A 13,985-nucleotide genomic window follows, 5' to 3' on the forward strand; every position below is an offset into this window, starting at 1 on the left:
GTTATCCAGTGTCATTAAATACTATTGAAGAAATTGTTGCAGATATACGTGCCGGTAAAATGGTCATTTTAATGGATGACGAAGACCGCGAGAATGAAGGTGATTTAATCATTGCCTCAGAGTGCGTGACTGCAGAACACATTAACTTTATGGCTAAGCATGCCCGCGGTTTGATTTGTATGCCGATGAGTGTTGAGCGCTGCGAGCGTTTAGGCTTGCCACTGATGGCGCAACACAATGGTTCGGGCTTTGGGACTAAATTTACCGTTTCCATTGAAGCCGCGGAAGGCGTAACCACCGGCATTTCCGCTGCTGACCGTGCCCGTACGGTGCAAGCTGCAGCGGCCAAAGATGCTGTGGCCGCTGATATCGTCAGCCCAGGTCATATTTTCCCACTGATGGGGCAACCGGGCGGCGTTTTGGCGCGGGCTGGGCATACCGAAGCGGCTTGTGACTTGGCCCGCTTAGGTGGTTTTGAGCCAACTGGCGTGATCTGTGAAATTATGAACGATGACGGCACCATGGCGCGCCGCCCAGAGTTGGAAGTGTTTGCTCAAGAGCACGGAATTAAAATCGGCACCATTGCCGACTTAATTCATTATCGCATGATCAATGAGCGCACTATTGAGCGTGTTTCGACGCAAAATCTCGACAGTGAGCTGGGGCAGTTTAATTTAGTAACCTACCGTGAATCCACCGTGGGCGATGTTCACTTGGCCTTGACCTTAGGTACTATTAGCCCTGAAGAACCTACGTTGGTACGGGTGCATAATATGGACCCGCTGCGCGATTTGTTTATGGTGAAACAGAAAGATCGTTGGAGTTTGCGCGCGGCCATGGCGCAAGTAGCCAAGGCCGGTAGCGGTGTAGTGCTATTGCTGGGTAATCAAATGACGGGTTCTAATTTGCTTGAGCATTTAGAGCGTCAGTTGGGTGGTAGCGGTGCTAAAGCGGCAAAAACCCCAGGGACTTACAGCACCGTGGGCGCTGGTTCACAGATCCTACGTGACCTGGGTGTGCGTAAAATGCGCTTATTAAGTACGCCAATGCGCTTTAATGCCATATCCGGATTCGACTTAGAAGTTGTAGAATACCTGCAACCGCAGGATTAACTGTTATTGGAGCGGCAACTAGCGCCGCTCCTTCGCTCTTTATTAGGATGAAAAATCATGACCTTGAAGACAATCGAAGGTACCTTTATTGCCCCACAAGGCAAGTTTGCGCTGGTTGTTGGCCGTTTCAACAGCTTTGTTGTAGAAAGCTTGGTTGAAGGCGCAATTGATACATTAGTACGCCACGGTGTGAGCAAAGACAATATCACCGTGATCCGTGCGCCGGGTGCGTTTGAGCTGCCTTTAGTTGCACAGAAAGTAGCAGAGCGTAAAGAGTACGCTGCGATTATCGCTTTAGGCGCAGTGATTCGTGGTGGCACACCACACTTTGAGTATGTATCAGGCGAGTGCACTAAAGGTTTAGCGCAAGTATCAATGCAATTTGGTGTGCCCGTGGCCTTTGGTGTGTTGACGGTTGACTCCATTGAGCAGGCCATTGAGCGCTCAGGCACTAAAGCCGGTAACAAAGGTGTGGAAGCCGCGTCATCAGCGCTGGAAATGGTCAGCCTGCTTGCGCAGCTGGAGGCAAAGTGAGCTTAAACAACGACGACTGTCGCGATAACCCGCCGCCGCGGGCTAAGGGCCGTATTGCCATGCGCCGTGTGGCGCGTACCTTGGCAATGCAAGCCTTATACCAGTGGCATGTGGCTGGGCAGAACCTCAATGAAATTGAAGCGCAGTTTCGCGTCGATAACGATTTCGACGGTGTGGATGGCGTTTATTTTAATGAGATTTTACGCGGTGTGCCCGGCAAGAAAAGTGAGATTGATGCGCTAATTGAGCCGTATTTGGATCGTCCCATGGACGAGCTGGATCCAGTGGAGTGGGCAATTTTGCGTTTAGCCACTTGGGAACTGAGTACACGCATTGATGTACCGTACCGCGTAGTGATTAACGAAGGTATTGAATTGGCGAAAACATTCGGTGCTACCGATGGCCACAAGTACGTCAATGGTGTCTTAGATAAGTTGGCCCTGCGTTTGCGCGGAGCAGAAATACGTGACGCTAAACTCAATAAAAAATAAGTCTGGCCGCACTTGCCAAGATTTAACCTGGTGGGTGCGACTGGATGAATGAGTTTGAGTTGATTCAACATTTTTTCACCGACTCTGCCTGTGCGCAGGGCGGTGAAAATGTCTCTTTAGGTATTGGTGACGATTGCGCGTTACTGCAGGTTCCTGCAGGGCATAGCTGCGCAGTATCCACCGATACGCTTGTCAGTGGTATTCATTTTCCGGAAAACGCCCCAGCATTTTTATTGGGTCAACGCACGTTAGCGGTGGCGACCAGTGATTTGGCAGCGATGGGCGCTACTCCCATCGGTTTTACTTTAGCCATAACCTTACCGCAGCTGGATGCAACGTGGCTGCAAGCCTTTAGTGCAGGTTTAAGTGCGATGGCGCAGAGCTGCGGGATTACTTTGGTGGGCGGTGACACCACCCGCGGTCCTTTAGCTATGACGGTGACGGTGTTGGGCGCTGCACCATTACAGCAGACTTTATTGCGCTCTGGGGCGCAAGTTGGTGATGTGCTTTGTGTCAGTGGCCCGCTAGGCGCCGCTGCTGCTGCAGTGCCGTTGCTGCTGGATGAGATAAAAGCGCAGGACACCCCGGCCGCTATCTTGCAGCCATTATTCGATGCTTACTGGTCACCGCAGCCACAACTGGCGCTAGGCCAGTATTTGCGTGGCAAGGCCCATGCTGCGCTGGATATTTCCGATGGCTTGTTGGCAGACTGCGGGCATATCGCCAAAGCCTCCAAGGTGTGTCTGCAAATTCAGCAAAGTCAGGTGCCCGTATCTGTGGCAGCGAGTCAGTTATTGGGTGCGGCGGCAGGATTAAAGTGTGCGCTAAGTGGTGGTGATGACTACCACTTAGCCTTTACTATTGCAGCTGCGCAGCTTGCCCCGTTGCAGCGGCAATTTCCAGCGGTGCAGGTGATTGGTCAAGTCTGTGCTGGTGAAGGTGTGCAGCTATTGGATCAAGCTGGACAGAGCGTCACGCAGTCGTACAGCGGCTATCGGCATTTTAATTGAGGGAGATACAGGCTATGCAAGCCCCCAAAGTATGGAGCAATATCTGGCATTTTCTTGCGTTTGGCTTTGGTACTGGCTTAGCTAGAAAAGCCCCTGGAACTTGGGGCACCTTGGCGGGCTTGGCGGTGATGCCGCTTTTCTATCTGCTGCCATTGTGGCTGGGTTTAGTGGTGATTGTGCTGGCAGCTATTTTTGGCGTGTGGCTGTGCGGTCAAGTGGCTGAAGATTTAGGGGTGCATGATCATGGCGGCATTGTTTGGGATGAAATGGTGGGGGTTTGGATAACCCTGATTTTCTTACCTAATGCTTGGCAGTGGTGGATTTTAGGTTTTCTGCTGTTTCGTTTTTTCGATATTTTAAAGCCTTGGCCTATCTCCCTTTTGGATCGCAATCTAGGTGGGGGGTTGGGCATCATGTTGGATGATGTCCTAGCTGGAATATTTGCTGCAGTATTGCTCTATGCGCTGTGGTGGTCAGATCTATTGTTGTGGATTAATTAGGAAGTGGCTATGGCGGGTTTGGCTCGTTGGACGGCATCTATTGTTTTTTTGGCTTTCAGTCTCAACTGTTTTGCTCAACCTAATGTGCGCGTAGTGGGCTTGTTTCCGAATGCTGCGGTGCTGAGTATTGATGGTCAGCGCACTTTAGTTAAAGCAGGGCAAGCAGGCCCGCAAGGGATTCAAGTCATTAGTGCTGATAGCCGTTCTGCGGTGTTGCGCATTAATGGTGAAACCAGTACCCATACATTGAGCCGTGACTATGGCAGTGGTGGCTTTGCCACACCAGAAAAGCGGCGCTTAACCATTAGTAAGGGGGCTGCCGGGCATTATTGGATTACCGGTTCAATTAATGGCAATAGCGTGCCTTTTATGGTGGATACAGGTGCCAGCAGCATTGCTATGAATGCCGCACAAGCGCGGCGTTTAGGGCTGGACTTTAAGGTCAGCGGTACACCAGTAACAGTCAGCACTGCCAGCGGCGTAGAGCAAGCTTGGCGCGTGTATCTCAATAGCGTAAAAATTGGCAGTATTGAAGTGCTCGGAGTGGACGCCATGGTGCTCGATAGTGAGTTTCCGCGGGATGTTTTGCTGGGCATGAGTTTTCTCAGCCGAGTGAGCTGGCGCGAAGAGCAGGGCGCGCTGATTATTGAAGCCAAGCATTAAGGCACTGTGTTTGCGCTGCTGTAGCAATTGAGTGGAAAAATAGCAGCCTAAGCAGCTGTACGACTGCTGGCCAGTTTTGCTTCAGAGAAAGATAGGCTACTATCGGCTTCTTTGTAATGAATAAGCGAACAGTCCGTATGTATTGTCCTTTTTGTGGTGCCAATGATACCAAGGTGATTGACTCGCGTTTGGTTGCTAACGGCGATCAGGTGCGTCGACGTCGTGAGTGTTTGCTCTGTGAAGACCGTTTTACCACCTTTGAAACTGCTGATTTAATTTTGCCGCGTCTAATTAAACAAGATGGCAGTCGCCAACCCTTTGATGAAGAAAAGTTTCGTGCCGGCATGCTGCGAGCCTTGGAAAAGCGTCCAGTTAGTTTGGAACGTTTAGAGGAGGCTGTGGCACGCATTAAGCGTAAATTACGCGCTACCGGTGAGCGCGAAGTGCAGTCGCTAGTGGTGGGAGAGTTGGTGATGAATGAGCTGAAAAAACTCGATGAAGTGGCTTATATCCGCTTTGCCTCAGTCTATCGCCGTTTTCAGGATCTCAATGAGTTTCGCAAAGAAATTGATCTGATGGCCAGTAGCTCCGCTAATGCCGATGATGATGCTGCAGACCAATGAATGATCAAGCCTATATGGCCCAGGCGTTACGTCTCGCTGAACAAGGGCTCTACAGTACGCATCCCAATCCGCGGGTTGGTTGCCTTGTAGTTGCAGGTGAGCAGGTGGTGGGTGCGGGCTGGCATCAACGTGCTGGTGAGCCGCATGCGGAAGTGCATGCACTGCGTCAGGCAGGCGTATTAGCCCGTGGTGCAACGGCCTATGTCACGCTTGAACCTTGCAGTCATCAGGGGTTAACCCCGCCCTGTGCGGACGCTCTAGTACAGTCCGGTGTGCAGCGAGTGGTGATTGCCATGCAAGATCCTAATCCCCAAGTTGCAGGGCGCGGTATTGCGCGTTTGCGTGGCCAAGGTATTCAGGTGGATCTGCTTGAGGGTGAGCTCACTGCTGCTGCGCGCGCACTCAATTGTGGTTTTGTTAAGCGTATGGAGCAGGGCTTACCCTTTGTGCGCTTAAAGCTCGCCATGAGTTTAGATGGTCGCACGGCGATGGCCAGCGGTGAAAGCCAGTGGATTACCGGCCCTGCTGCTCGAGCTGATGTTCAAGTGTTGCGGGCGCGCTCCAGTGCCATCATCACCGGTGCGGATACTGTGATGACCGATAATGCTCGTTTAACCGTGCGTGCCGAGCAATTACCGCTCGATGCTGAGTTACGTGATCTGGCCTTATCTCGACCGCCATTGCGCATCGTAATTGATGGTGGTTTGCGGGTGTCGACTGATTTGGCTTTTTTTATAGCTGGTCCAGTTCTAGTTGTTACGCATCAAAAACCACCTGCCAACACTGCCAATATTGAATATATTCAGTTGCCTGAAGTGGCCGGGCATGTGGATTTAGTGGCTTTGCTGCAGGAGCTTGGCCGCCGCGGAGTCAATGAATTAATGGTTGAGGCAGGGCCGCACTTAGCTGGCGCTTTTATGCAGGCGGGGCTGGTGGATGAGCTGTATATCTATATGGCCGCAACCCTTTTAGGCTCCAGTGCGCAGCCGCTCATGCAGTTACCGATTGACATGATGGCTGATGCGGTGCGCTTAAAGATCACAGAGATGCGTGCGCTCGATGACGACTGGCGCATTATTGCTCGTCCGTTGCCTGCGCATTAATCCTGCTTTAGCAGCTTGTCGCTGGCAATAATATTGCTCAATTCAGTAAATAGCGCATTGGCTTGTTCTGCTGAGCAGTCCTCCCCGTAGCGTTTGCGTAAGCCAAAATCGCTTAGGGTGATGTGTACTTCGGCTTCCACGCTATGACGGGTCAAGCAGGCCTTGGCGCAGTGTAAGTGACAACCATCAATGACCAGCACTGGTCGCGCCGACTGAGCTTTTTTTACCAAAGGCTTTACATCGCCGCCGACACCGGCAATGCAAGACATTTCCGCAAGCCCCGCACGGTCGATACGCACGGCAAGTGAATTGGCGAGCTGGGCGACATTTGAACAGCCAGAGCATGAGTAAATTAAGGGTTTTTGTGTGCGAGACATCTGTGACCTCTGCTTGCCAAGGCGTATGGCAGCAGTGTTGCATGGCACAAAAAAATGCGCCTTGATAGCTATCAAGACGCATAAAACTGAATCTGCGCACAGACTTTTCAAAAGGCTGTACTTGAGAGTTAAATGCCGCACAAACATTGTAAGTTAGACACGTACCCGGGAAGGTTGTTGGCTACGACAATGTTTGTGCGTCATCTGCAGTATTTAAGAAAAGACTGAAGAGTGGCTTGATGCGCGTCAATCAAGGCTGTGGCAGATTGACGCGCAACGGTTTGCTAGTTGCAGAAAAGCACCCTGCTAAACGGCAAAGTTGTAAAAGCAGGGGCATTAAACAATGCTGCCAAACTCTGCTTGCAAGGCTGCGCGTACGCAGTAGAGCACCCCTTCTTCGATCTGTGGAGTGAACTGGTCTGCGATACTGGCAACACTGGGCAGCTCACCATCGCTTTGTAAAAAAGCATCCTGAATTTGCCCGATTAATTCTTCCGGCAGGTCGAGAGCTTGTTCAAGGCTCAACAAGTTACCGGCAATGGCTTGGGCCATTAAAGAGTAGACATTTTTCAGGCTGCACTGCATCTGTTGTGCGATCTGTTCTGGAGTCATGCCGCTGCGGGCTAGGGTCACTAACTCGTGGCGTAAGTCCTGGCTGCTCGGTGCTGGCTTGCTGGCGGCACTTTCTTGTTGATTGAGAACCTTTAAGAATGCAGCACCGTAGCGTTCCAGCTTGCGTGCGCCCACACCGCTGATCTGCGCCATGTCATCCAGGTCTTCTGGTTGTTCACGGAGCATTTCTAAGAGAGTTGAGTCGGGGAAAATGACATAGGGCGGTACACTGTGCTCTTCAGCTAAATGGCGGCGCAAAGTACGTAACGATTCCCACATCTCGCGCTCATGGCTGCGAACCAGTTGACTGGCTTGGCTGGCACTGCGGGTTGGGCGGGTTTGAGGGGTGAGGTCACGGCGCAGTAACAGTGTAGTTTCGCCGCGCAATAATGGTCGGCAGCTTTCCGATAGGCGCAGTCCGCCAAAACCTTCCACATCCACATCAATCAGGTTGCGCGCCACCAGCTGTCGAAACAGCGAGCGCCACTGATGGTCATTGAGGGTTTTGCCGATCCCAAATACGCTTAAATGTTGATGGCCTAGAGCACGCACACGATCATTTTCACGGCCCTGTAGCACATCTGATAAATAACCAACCCCATAGCGCTGACCGGTGCGGTGAATTGCCGATAAGGCTTGGCGCGCAGCTTCAGTAGCGTCCCAGGTTTCAATGGTATCAATGCAGTTATCACAGTGACCGCAAGGCTCCGGCATGTCTTCATCAAAGTAGGCCAGTAAAGCTTGGCGGCGGCAGCGGGTTTCTTCGCAAAGAGCCAGCATTGCTTCTAGTTTGTGTTGCTCAACGCGCTTGTGCCGCTCGTCACCTTCTGAGTTGGCGAGCATCTGCTTGAGCATCAGTACATCTTGCAGGCCATACACCATCCACGCATCAGCAGGTAGGCCGTCACGTCCGGCGCGGCCGGTTTCTTGGTAGTAGGCTTCTAAAGATTTAGGTAGGTCCAAGTGGGCGACAAAGCGCACGTTAGATTTATCAATGCCCATGCCAAAAGCAATGGTGGCCACCATAATTAAACCTTCCTCATTGAGGAAACGCTTTTGGTGGAAGGCGCGCAGGTTATTGTCTAGACCCGCATGATAGGGCAGGGCTGGAAAACCTTTGCTACTAAGAAACTCAGCAGTGGATTCGACACTTTTACGCGATAAACAATAGACGATCCCTGCATCCCCTTTACGTTGTGCCAAGAAATCCAGTAGCTGTTTGCGCGGGTTGTCTTTAGGGGTGATGCGATAAAAAATGTTCGGCCGATCAAAGCTTGAGAGAAAACATTCTGCGCTTTGCAAATGCAAGCGGGTAATGATTTCTTCGCGCGTACGGGTGTCGGCAGTGGCGGTTAAAGCAATGCGCGGCACATTGGGGAATAATTCCGCCAGTTGCCCTAACTGTAAATACTCTGGGCGAAAGTCATGGCCCCACTGCGAAACACAGTGCGCCTCGTCAATGGCAAATAAGCGAATGGGTAAGTGTTGCAAAAACGCCAGCATGCGTGGCTTTACCAAGCGCTCTGGAGCCAAGTAAAGTAATTTGATTTCGTTGCGGCGTAATCGCTCAGCAATTTCACGCTGCTCATCATGACTCAGTGATGAGTTCAGTGCTGCAGCGGCAACGCCAAGCTCTTCTAAGCTCGCGACTTGATCCTGCATTAAGGCGATCAGTGGTGATACCACCACAGTTAAGCCATCGAGCAGAACTGCTGGCAGTTGATAGCACAAGGATTTACCGCCGCCTGTGGGCATCAGCACGAGTGCATCATTGCCTGCACAAATGCGCTCAATGATGGCTGACTGTTGCCCGCGAAACGCATCATAGCCAAAAACACTTTTTAGCGTCTGTAACGCCTGATCTTGCATGCCATTCTCCAAATCAAGCTGGTCATTATACGCGTAAATTAGCCTGGGGCTGAATCTTTAGCGTTAGAGCAGGTTTACATGCTGGCAATCCCTAGCTGTTCTGGTTGAGCTGGACTACAATCAGGGCTCAATTCTATTTTTTATGGTAATCACGCATGTCCCTCGCTGAGCAAATGACCCGCCTGCAAGCTTTCCTCGATGCTGACGAACTGCATGACGAGGCGCTTGATTATATTGCCACCCATGGCTATTTAACTGCTTTATCGATTTGTCCTGAAGCTGTACCGGCGGAGGAATGGATAGCCGTTCTGTTTTCTGAGCCACCGCATTACCGTGATGCCGATGAAGAGGCCGATATTGTTGCGGGCTTATTACAGCTCAAAGCGCAGATTGAGCGCCAGTTAGCCAGTGATGATGATATGGCTCTGCCGTGTGAGCTGGATTTGGGTGACAATCCAGATGATTCTGACTTGCGCGCTTGGTGTGTTGGCTTTATGGAAGGCATTTTCTTACGCGAAGAAGTCTGGTTTGAAGATGCAGAAGACGAAGTCAGTGAGTTGTTGTTGCCGATCATGGTGGCTTCTGGCTTATTTGATGAGCAGCCGGATTTTGCTGAAATTGCCAAAGACTATGATTTGGTCGACAGCATGGTTGAGCAGATTCCGGAAGTTTTAACGGCTCTATTCTTGCTGTGCCAAGCGCCAGATGAGAAGCCAGTGCTGCTCAAGCCGCGTCACTGATAAACAGTTGGACGGCAATGCTTGAGCCACAGCAGCATCAGGCACGCAGTCGCGCATTGCGTTATGTGTTGTTTGCCTGTGGTTGTTTAAGTGTTGCCTTGGGCGTGATTGGTATTTTTTTGCCTGTGCTGCCCACCACGCCTTTTCTTCTGTTAGCTGCGGCTTGTTTTGCCCGCAGCTCTAAACGTTTTTATTTGTGGTTGGTGCTGCATCCTAAGCTTGGGCCGTGGATTCGCGACTATTTAGAAGGTCAGGGCATCCCGCTGAAAGGCAAAATTTGGGCGCTGGGTTTAATGTGGGCCAGCATCAGCTTCTCCATGTGGATTGTGCCCTTAGCCTGGGTGCGCGTCTTTATGCTGATCAGTGCCATTTGCGTCACTGCTTATATTCTTAAGCAAAAAACCCGCCGACTATAAATTTTCTCTCGGGTGAAGCTTATAGCTTGTGCATGGCATAAAGAGTTTATGGTACGGCAACGCCACAGGCATTGAGCATGTCACACAGGCGAATCAGCGGTAAGCCGACTAGACTGGTAGCGTCACTGCCTTCGGTTGCTTGAAATAAGCTCACGCCCAAACCTTCCGACTTAAAACTACCGGCGCAATCAAAGGGTTGCTCTAAGGCTATATAACGCTGGATTTGTGCGTCACTGAGGGTGCGAAAGTGCACTGTAAAGGGGATGCAGTCGGCTTGTTCTGCTACGACAGAATTGCCTTGGCGAGTATCCAGCACTGCCAGTCCGGTTAGAAAAGTCAGGCTGCGCCCACTGGCTGCTTGCAGTTGTTGGGTTGCGCCTGCGGCCGTGTGTGGTTTGCCAATGATGCGCCCGTCCAGTACCGCCACTTGATCAGAACCAATGATAATGTGCTCAGGGTAATCGGTAACGAGGGCTCGTGCTTTGGCTAAAGCTAAACGTCGCACTAGGGCCTGTGGTGTTTCGTTGGGCAGCGCGGACTCGTCGATATCTGGACTGTGCCACACAAAAGGCAGTTGCAAACGTGCCAGTAACGCTCGTCGATAGCTTGAGCTGGAAGCCAGTAACAGCGGGGGTATAGCACAAGGCATAGGTAATCCTAAAGAAAATGATAATTGAACTGTAGACGCTGTCGAGTGGCGCAGGATCGGTTATACTCTAGCGTTTATTGTAACAATCGCCTTGCAGCAGTTTATAATCTCTAAGGGTTAAATGTCACTGGCGCACTGTTGCTGCACCCCATGTTGAGGACTTTGTATGTTCGACAATCTCTCCGATCGCCTTGCGCAGACGCTACGCCATGTCACCGGTAAAGCGCGCCTGAGCGAAGACAATATCAAAGACACTTTACGTGAAGTGCGCATGGCGCTGCTTGAAGCTGACGTAGCCTTGCCGGTGGTGAAAGACTTTGTTAATGCTGTGCGTGATCGCGCGGTAGGTGTGGAAGTCTCACGCAGTCTGTCGCCGGGCCAAGCTTTTATTAAAATTGTTCAGGCTGAGCTGGAAAGCTTAATGGGCGAGGCCAACGAAGATTTGGCTCTCAATGCTGCGCCACCTGCAGTGATCTTAATGGCTGGTTTACAGGGGGCGGGTAAAACCACCACTGTTGGTAAGCTGGCGCGTTTCTTAAAAGAGCGCAAAAAGAAAACAGTAATGGTGGTCTCCGCGGATATTTACCGCCCAGCCGCCATTAAGCAGCTGGAAACTTTAGCCAATGAAGTTGGCGTAACTTTTTTCCCGTCAGACATTAGCCAAAAGCCACAAGATATTGCTCGAGCGGCCATTGCCGAGGCTAAGCTGAAATTCATTGATGTGGTGCTGGTGGATACTGCCGGTCGTTTAGCCATTGATAATGAAATGATGGCAGAAATTAGCGAGCTGCATGGGGCAATCAATCCGATTGAGACGCTGTTTGTGGTTGATGCCATGACGGGGCAAGATGCGGCTAACACTGCGAAAGCTTTTAATGATGCCTTGCCATTAACCGGTGTGGTGCTGACTAAGATCGATGGTGATGCCCGTGGTGGTGCAGCCTTGTCAGTGCGCGCTATTACCGGCAAACCAATTAAGTTCTTGGGGATGGGGGAGAAGTCCGACGCCCTCGACCCTTTCCACCCTGATCGTATTGCCTCGCGCATTCTTGGTATGGGTGATGTTCTGAGCTTGATTGAGCAAGCCGAACAAACCATTGATAAAGAAAAAGCAGAAAAACTTACCAAGAAGCTGAAAAAAGGTAAGGGCTTTGACTTAGAAGACTTCCGTGATCAGCTGCAACAAATGAGCAAAATGGGCGGCATGGGTGGTCTGTTAGAAAAAATGCCTAACATGGGTGGTGTAAACTTAGCGCAGATGGGCGGTGCCCAGCAAGGCGCGGCAGAAAAGCAGTTTAAGCAGATGGAGTCCATTATTAATTCCATGACGCCCGCTGAGCGCCGCGAGCCAGAAATTATCAGTGGTTCGCGCCGTCGCCGCATTGCAATGGGCTCAGGTACGCAAGTGCAGGACGTTGGGCGCTTAATTAAACAGCACAAGCAAATGCAAAAAATGATGAAGAAATTCACCAGCAAAGGCGGCATGAGTAAGATGATGCGCGGCCTTGGCGGGATGATACCGGGAGCTGGAAAGCTGCCCCGGATGTAACAGCAGCTTAGGCAGGCAAAATAGGCCTATGCAAAGTGGTAGATAATCTTTAGAATATGCGGCCTTTCGGGCCATGTATGTTCTATGGTTCGTTTTGTTGTAATACACATAATAGGAAGTAAGTTTAATGGTAACTATTCGTCTGGCTCGTGGTGGCTCTAAAAAGCGCCCGTTCTACCATCTGACTGTGGCTAACAGCCGCAATGCTCGTGATGGTCGTTTCATTGAGCGTATTGGTTTTTTCAACCCAGTTGCGACTGGTGGTGAAGTTCGCTTGTCGGTCAACCAAGAGCGCGCTACTTACTGGTTAAGCCAGGGTGCACAGCCTTCAGAGCGTGTTGCACAGCTGCTAAATAAAGCTGCTGCAGAAGTTACGACTACTGAAGCAACTGCTTAATTGGTTATGAGTAAAACGCAACCAGCCACAGATGATTTAGTCGTACTCGGCAAAATTGGTGCTGTGCATGGTGTGCGCGGTGAAGTGAAAGTGCATTCTTTTACTGAGTCGATGGAAAATCTGCTTGATTACCCCGTTTGGCAATTGCGCCGAGGTGAGGATATTAAGCAAGTTAAGTTGGCCAGCGGCCGTTTGCAAGGCAAGTCACTTGTGGCAAAAATCGAAGGTTTGGATGATCGTGAAATTGCACGAACATTGACTAACTATGAGATTTGCGTGTATCGCAGTGAGTTACCTGAGTTAGCAGATGGTGAGTTTTACTGGCATCAACTTGAAGGTTTAAAGGTGATCAATCAAGACCAGCATTTGTTTGGGATTGTTGACCATTTATTAGAGACTGGCGCCAATGATGTTCTGGTTGTTAAGCCTTGTGCTGGCAGCTTTGATGATCAGGAGCGGTTGCTTCCTTATACGGAGCAGTGTGTGCAGTCGGTGGATTTGACAGCAGGCGAGATGCATGTCGAATGGGATGCAGATTTTTAATGAGTAAATGCTTTGCGCGTTGAAGTTATCAGTCTCTTTCCTGAGATGTTTGCTGCGATTACCGAGTATGGCATTACCAGTCGTGCGGTAAAACAAGGGTTGTTAGAGCTTAATTGCTGGAATCCCCGTAGTTTTACTGAAGATCGACACCAAACAGTGGATGACCGTCCTTTCGGTGGTGGTCCAGGCATGGTGATGAAGATCAAGCCTCTTGAGGATGCATTAGCTGCGGCGAAGCAATCCATTGGAGGGCCGGCTAAGGTTATTTACCTGTCGCCGCAAGGCCGTCAGCTTCAACAAGCCGCGGTCAGCGAGTTAGCAAAGCAGGATAATTTAATTCTGATTGCGGGTCGCTATGAAGGCATTGACGAGCGTTTTATTGAAACCTACGTCGATGAAGAGTGGTCAATTGGCGATTATGTGTTGTCTGGCGGTGAGCTGCCAGCAATGGTGTTGATTGATGCTGTAACGCGCTTGCTGCCTGGGGCATTAAACCATGCAGATTCTGCGCAAGAGGATTCATTTAGCGATGGTCTTCTCGACTGCCCGCATTACACGCGACCGGTTAGGTATGCAGGCAAAGATGTTCCTGAGGTGCTACTTAGTGGCAACCATGAACATATCCGGCGCTGGCGATTGCAGCAAGCCTTAGGGCGTACTGCAGAGCGTCGCGCTGATCTTCTGGATAGCCGCTCGCTTTCTGGAGAAGAGAAAATGCTGTTGGATGAGTATTTTGCCCAACAGAACGATAGTTAATTAACGTATCGATGGTAAATCATCAGGATTTGCCTTCAGGA

Annotated in this window: 17 protein-coding genes; 14 read left to right on the plus strand and 3 right to left on the minus strand. The window is 50.8% G+C overall.

Annotated elements, in window-relative coordinates:
* Window positions 1–8 precede the first annotated feature (8 nt).
* The 8 genes from ribBA (at window position 9) to ribD (ending at window position 6,036) form a co-directional block, all read left to right on the plus strand.
* Entirely contained in the window at window positions 9–1,112 is a 1,104-nt protein-coding gene (ribBA, locus tag O6P33_RS05540; RefSeq protein WP_269819211.1) for a bifunctional 3,4-dihydroxy-2-butanone-4-phosphate synthase/GTP cyclohydrolase II, read from the plus strand.
* A 57-nt stretch (window positions 1,113–1,169) separates the two neighbouring features.
* Window positions 1,170–1,646 (plus strand): 6,7-dimethyl-8-ribityllumazine synthase, encoded by a 477-nt coding sequence (gene ribE, locus O6P33_RS05545; RefSeq protein ID WP_269819212.1) that lies wholly within the window; start codon window positions 1,170–1,172, stop codon window positions 1,644–1,646.
* The gene (gene nusB, locus O6P33_RS05550; RefSeq protein WP_269819213.1) at window positions 1,643–2,137 is read left to right on the plus strand and encodes a transcription antitermination factor NusB; all 495 of its coding nucleotides are present in this window, start codon (window positions 1,643–1,645) and stop codon (window positions 2,135–2,137) included. The genes ribE and nusB overlap by 4 nt, the downstream gene beginning before the upstream one ends.
* A 44-nt stretch (window positions 2,138–2,181) precedes the next feature.
* Entirely contained in the window at window positions 2,182–3,147 is a 966-nt protein-coding gene (thiL, locus tag O6P33_RS05555; RefSeq protein ID WP_269819214.1) for a thiamine-phosphate kinase, read from the plus strand.
* A gap of 14 nt (window positions 3,148–3,161) precedes the next feature.
* Window positions 3,162–3,647 (plus strand): phosphatidylglycerophosphatase A, encoded by a 486-nt coding sequence (locus O6P33_RS05560; RefSeq protein WP_269819215.1) that lies wholly within the window; start codon window positions 3,162–3,164, stop codon window positions 3,645–3,647.
* Window positions 3,648–3,665: 18 nt separating this feature from the next.
* Window positions 3,666–4,310 carry a retropepsin-like aspartic protease family protein gene (locus tag O6P33_RS05565; protein WP_420094978.1) on the plus strand — a complete coding sequence of 215 codons (645 nt, stop codon included), beginning with the start codon at window positions 3,666–3,668 and terminating at the stop codon, window positions 4,308–4,310.
* A 137-nt stretch (window positions 4,311–4,447) separates the two neighbouring features.
* A complete protein-coding gene (gene nrdR, locus O6P33_RS05570) occupies window positions 4,448–4,933 on the plus strand; it encodes a transcriptional regulator NrdR (protein ID WP_269819468.1) in 486 nt (161 codons plus the stop codon).
* On the plus strand, window positions 4,930–6,036 hold the full coding sequence (gene ribD / locus O6P33_RS05575) for a bifunctional diaminohydroxyphosphoribosylaminopyrimidine deaminase/5-amino-6-(5-phosphoribosylamino)uracil reductase RibD (protein ID WP_269819217.1): 1,107 nt from the start codon (window positions 4,930–4,932) through the stop codon (window positions 6,034–6,036). Before nrdR ends, ribD begins: the two co-directional genes overlap by 4 nt.
* On the opposite strand, the gene O6P33_RS05580 is transcribed toward ribD, so the two are convergent.
* Both O6P33_RS05580 and recQ read right to left on the minus strand, forming a co-directional pair.
* The gene (locus O6P33_RS05580; RefSeq protein ID WP_269819218.1) at window positions 6,033–6,413 is read right to left on the minus strand and encodes a putative zinc-binding protein; all 381 of its coding nucleotides are present in this window, start codon (window positions 6,411–6,413) and stop codon (window positions 6,033–6,035) included. The two genes, ribD and O6P33_RS05580, sit on opposite strands and share 4 nt — an antisense overlap.
* 336 nt (window positions 6,414–6,749) lie before the next feature.
* On the minus strand, window positions 6,750–8,894 hold the full coding sequence (gene recQ / locus O6P33_RS05585) for a DNA helicase RecQ (protein ID WP_269819219.1): 2,145 nt from the start codon (window positions 8,892–8,894) through the stop codon (window positions 6,750–6,752).
* Window positions 8,895–9,049: 155 nt separating this feature from the next.
* Here recQ and O6P33_RS05590 point away from each other — a divergent pair, with 155 nt between their 5' ends.
* Together O6P33_RS05590 and O6P33_RS05595 are read left to right on the plus strand one after the other, a co-directional pair.
* Entirely contained in the window at window positions 9,050–9,634 is a 585-nt protein-coding gene (locus tag O6P33_RS05590) for a YecA family protein (protein WP_269819220.1), read from the plus strand.
* A gap of 17 nt (window positions 9,635–9,651) precedes the next feature.
* Window positions 9,652–10,050: a YbaN family protein gene (locus O6P33_RS05595; RefSeq protein ID WP_269819221.1), complete on the plus strand. Its 399-nt coding sequence runs from the start codon at window positions 9,652–9,654 to the stop codon at window positions 10,048–10,050.
* Between the two features lie 46 nt (window positions 10,051–10,096).
* On the opposite strand, the gene O6P33_RS05600 is transcribed toward O6P33_RS05595, so the two are convergent.
* Window positions 10,097–10,687 (minus strand): Maf family protein, encoded by a 591-nt coding sequence (locus tag O6P33_RS05600; protein WP_269819469.1) that lies wholly within the window; start codon window positions 10,685–10,687, stop codon window positions 10,097–10,099.
* Between the two features lie 178 nt (window positions 10,688–10,865).
* Between O6P33_RS05600 and ffh the strand changes: the two genes are divergently transcribed.
* The 4 genes from ffh (at window position 10,866) to trmD (ending at window position 13,944) form a co-directional block, all read left to right on the plus strand.
* Window positions 10,866–12,248 carry a signal recognition particle protein gene (gene ffh / locus O6P33_RS05605; RefSeq protein ID WP_269819222.1) on the plus strand — a complete coding sequence of 461 codons (1,383 nt, stop codon included), beginning with the start codon at window positions 10,866–10,868 and terminating at the stop codon, window positions 12,246–12,248.
* 127 nt (window positions 12,249–12,375) lie between these two features.
* Complete coding sequence (rpsP, locus tag O6P33_RS05610) at window positions 12,376–12,645, plus strand: 30S ribosomal protein S16 (RefSeq protein WP_269819223.1); 270 nt, start codon at window positions 12,376–12,378, stop codon at window positions 12,643–12,645.
* 6 nt (window positions 12,646–12,651) lie between these two features.
* Window positions 12,652–13,188, plus strand: a complete 537-nt coding sequence (gene rimM / locus O6P33_RS05615; RefSeq protein ID WP_269819224.1) for a ribosome maturation factor RimM — start codon at window positions 12,652–12,654, stop codon at window positions 13,186–13,188.
* A 12-nt stretch (window positions 13,189–13,200) separates the two neighbouring features.
* Window positions 13,201–13,944 carry a tRNA (guanosine(37)-N1)-methyltransferase TrmD gene (gene trmD, locus O6P33_RS05620; protein ID WP_269819225.1) on the plus strand — a complete coding sequence of 248 codons (744 nt, stop codon included), beginning with the start codon at window positions 13,201–13,203 and terminating at the stop codon, window positions 13,942–13,944.
* Window positions 13,945–13,985 lie beyond the last annotated feature (41 nt).

The sequence above is a fragment of the Denitrificimonas caeni genome, from assembly GCF_027498055.1.
Taxonomy (GTDB): domain Bacteria; phylum Pseudomonadota; class Gammaproteobacteria; order Pseudomonadales; family Pseudomonadaceae; genus Denitrificimonas.

Coding starts and splice junctions, on each gene's coding strand:
- ribE (WP_269819212.1), top strand. CDS start 1,170: ATGACCTTGAAGACAATCGAAGGTACCTTTATTGCCCCACAAGGCAAG.
- thiL (WP_269819214.1), top strand. CDS start 2,182: ATGAATGAGTTTGAGTTGATTCAACATTTTTTCACCGACTCTGCCTGT.
- O6P33_RS05560 (WP_269819215.1), top strand. CDS start 3,162: ATGCAAGCCCCCAAAGTATGGAGCAATATCTGGCATTTTCTTGCGTTT.
- nrdR (WP_269819468.1), top strand. CDS start 4,448: ATGTATTGTCCTTTTTGTGGTGCCAATGATACCAAGGTGATTGACTCG.
- ribD (WP_269819217.1), top strand. CDS start 4,930: ATGAATGATCAAGCCTATATGGCCCAGGCGTTACGTCTCGCTGAACAA.
- O6P33_RS05580 (WP_269819218.1), bottom strand. CDS start 6,413: ATGTCTCGCACACAAAAACCCTTAATTTACTCATGCTCTGGCTGTTCA.
- recQ (WP_269819219.1), bottom strand. CDS start 8,894: ATGCAAGATCAGGCGTTACAGACGCTAAAAAGTGTTTTTGGCTATGAT.
- O6P33_RS05590 (WP_269819220.1), top strand. CDS start 9,050: ATGTCCCTCGCTGAGCAAATGACCCGCCTGCAAGCTTTCCTCGATGCT.
- O6P33_RS05595 (WP_269819221.1), top strand. CDS start 9,652: ATGCTTGAGCCACAGCAGCATCAGGCACGCAGTCGCGCATTGCGTTAT.
- ffh (WP_269819222.1), top strand. CDS start 10,866: ATGTTCGACAATCTCTCCGATCGCCTTGCGCAGACGCTACGCCATGTC.
- rpsP (WP_269819223.1), top strand. CDS start 12,376: ATGGTAACTATTCGTCTGGCTCGTGGTGGCTCTAAAAAGCGCCCGTTC.
- rimM (WP_269819224.1), top strand. CDS start 12,652: ATGAGTAAAACGCAACCAGCCACAGATGATTTAGTCGTACTCGGCAAA.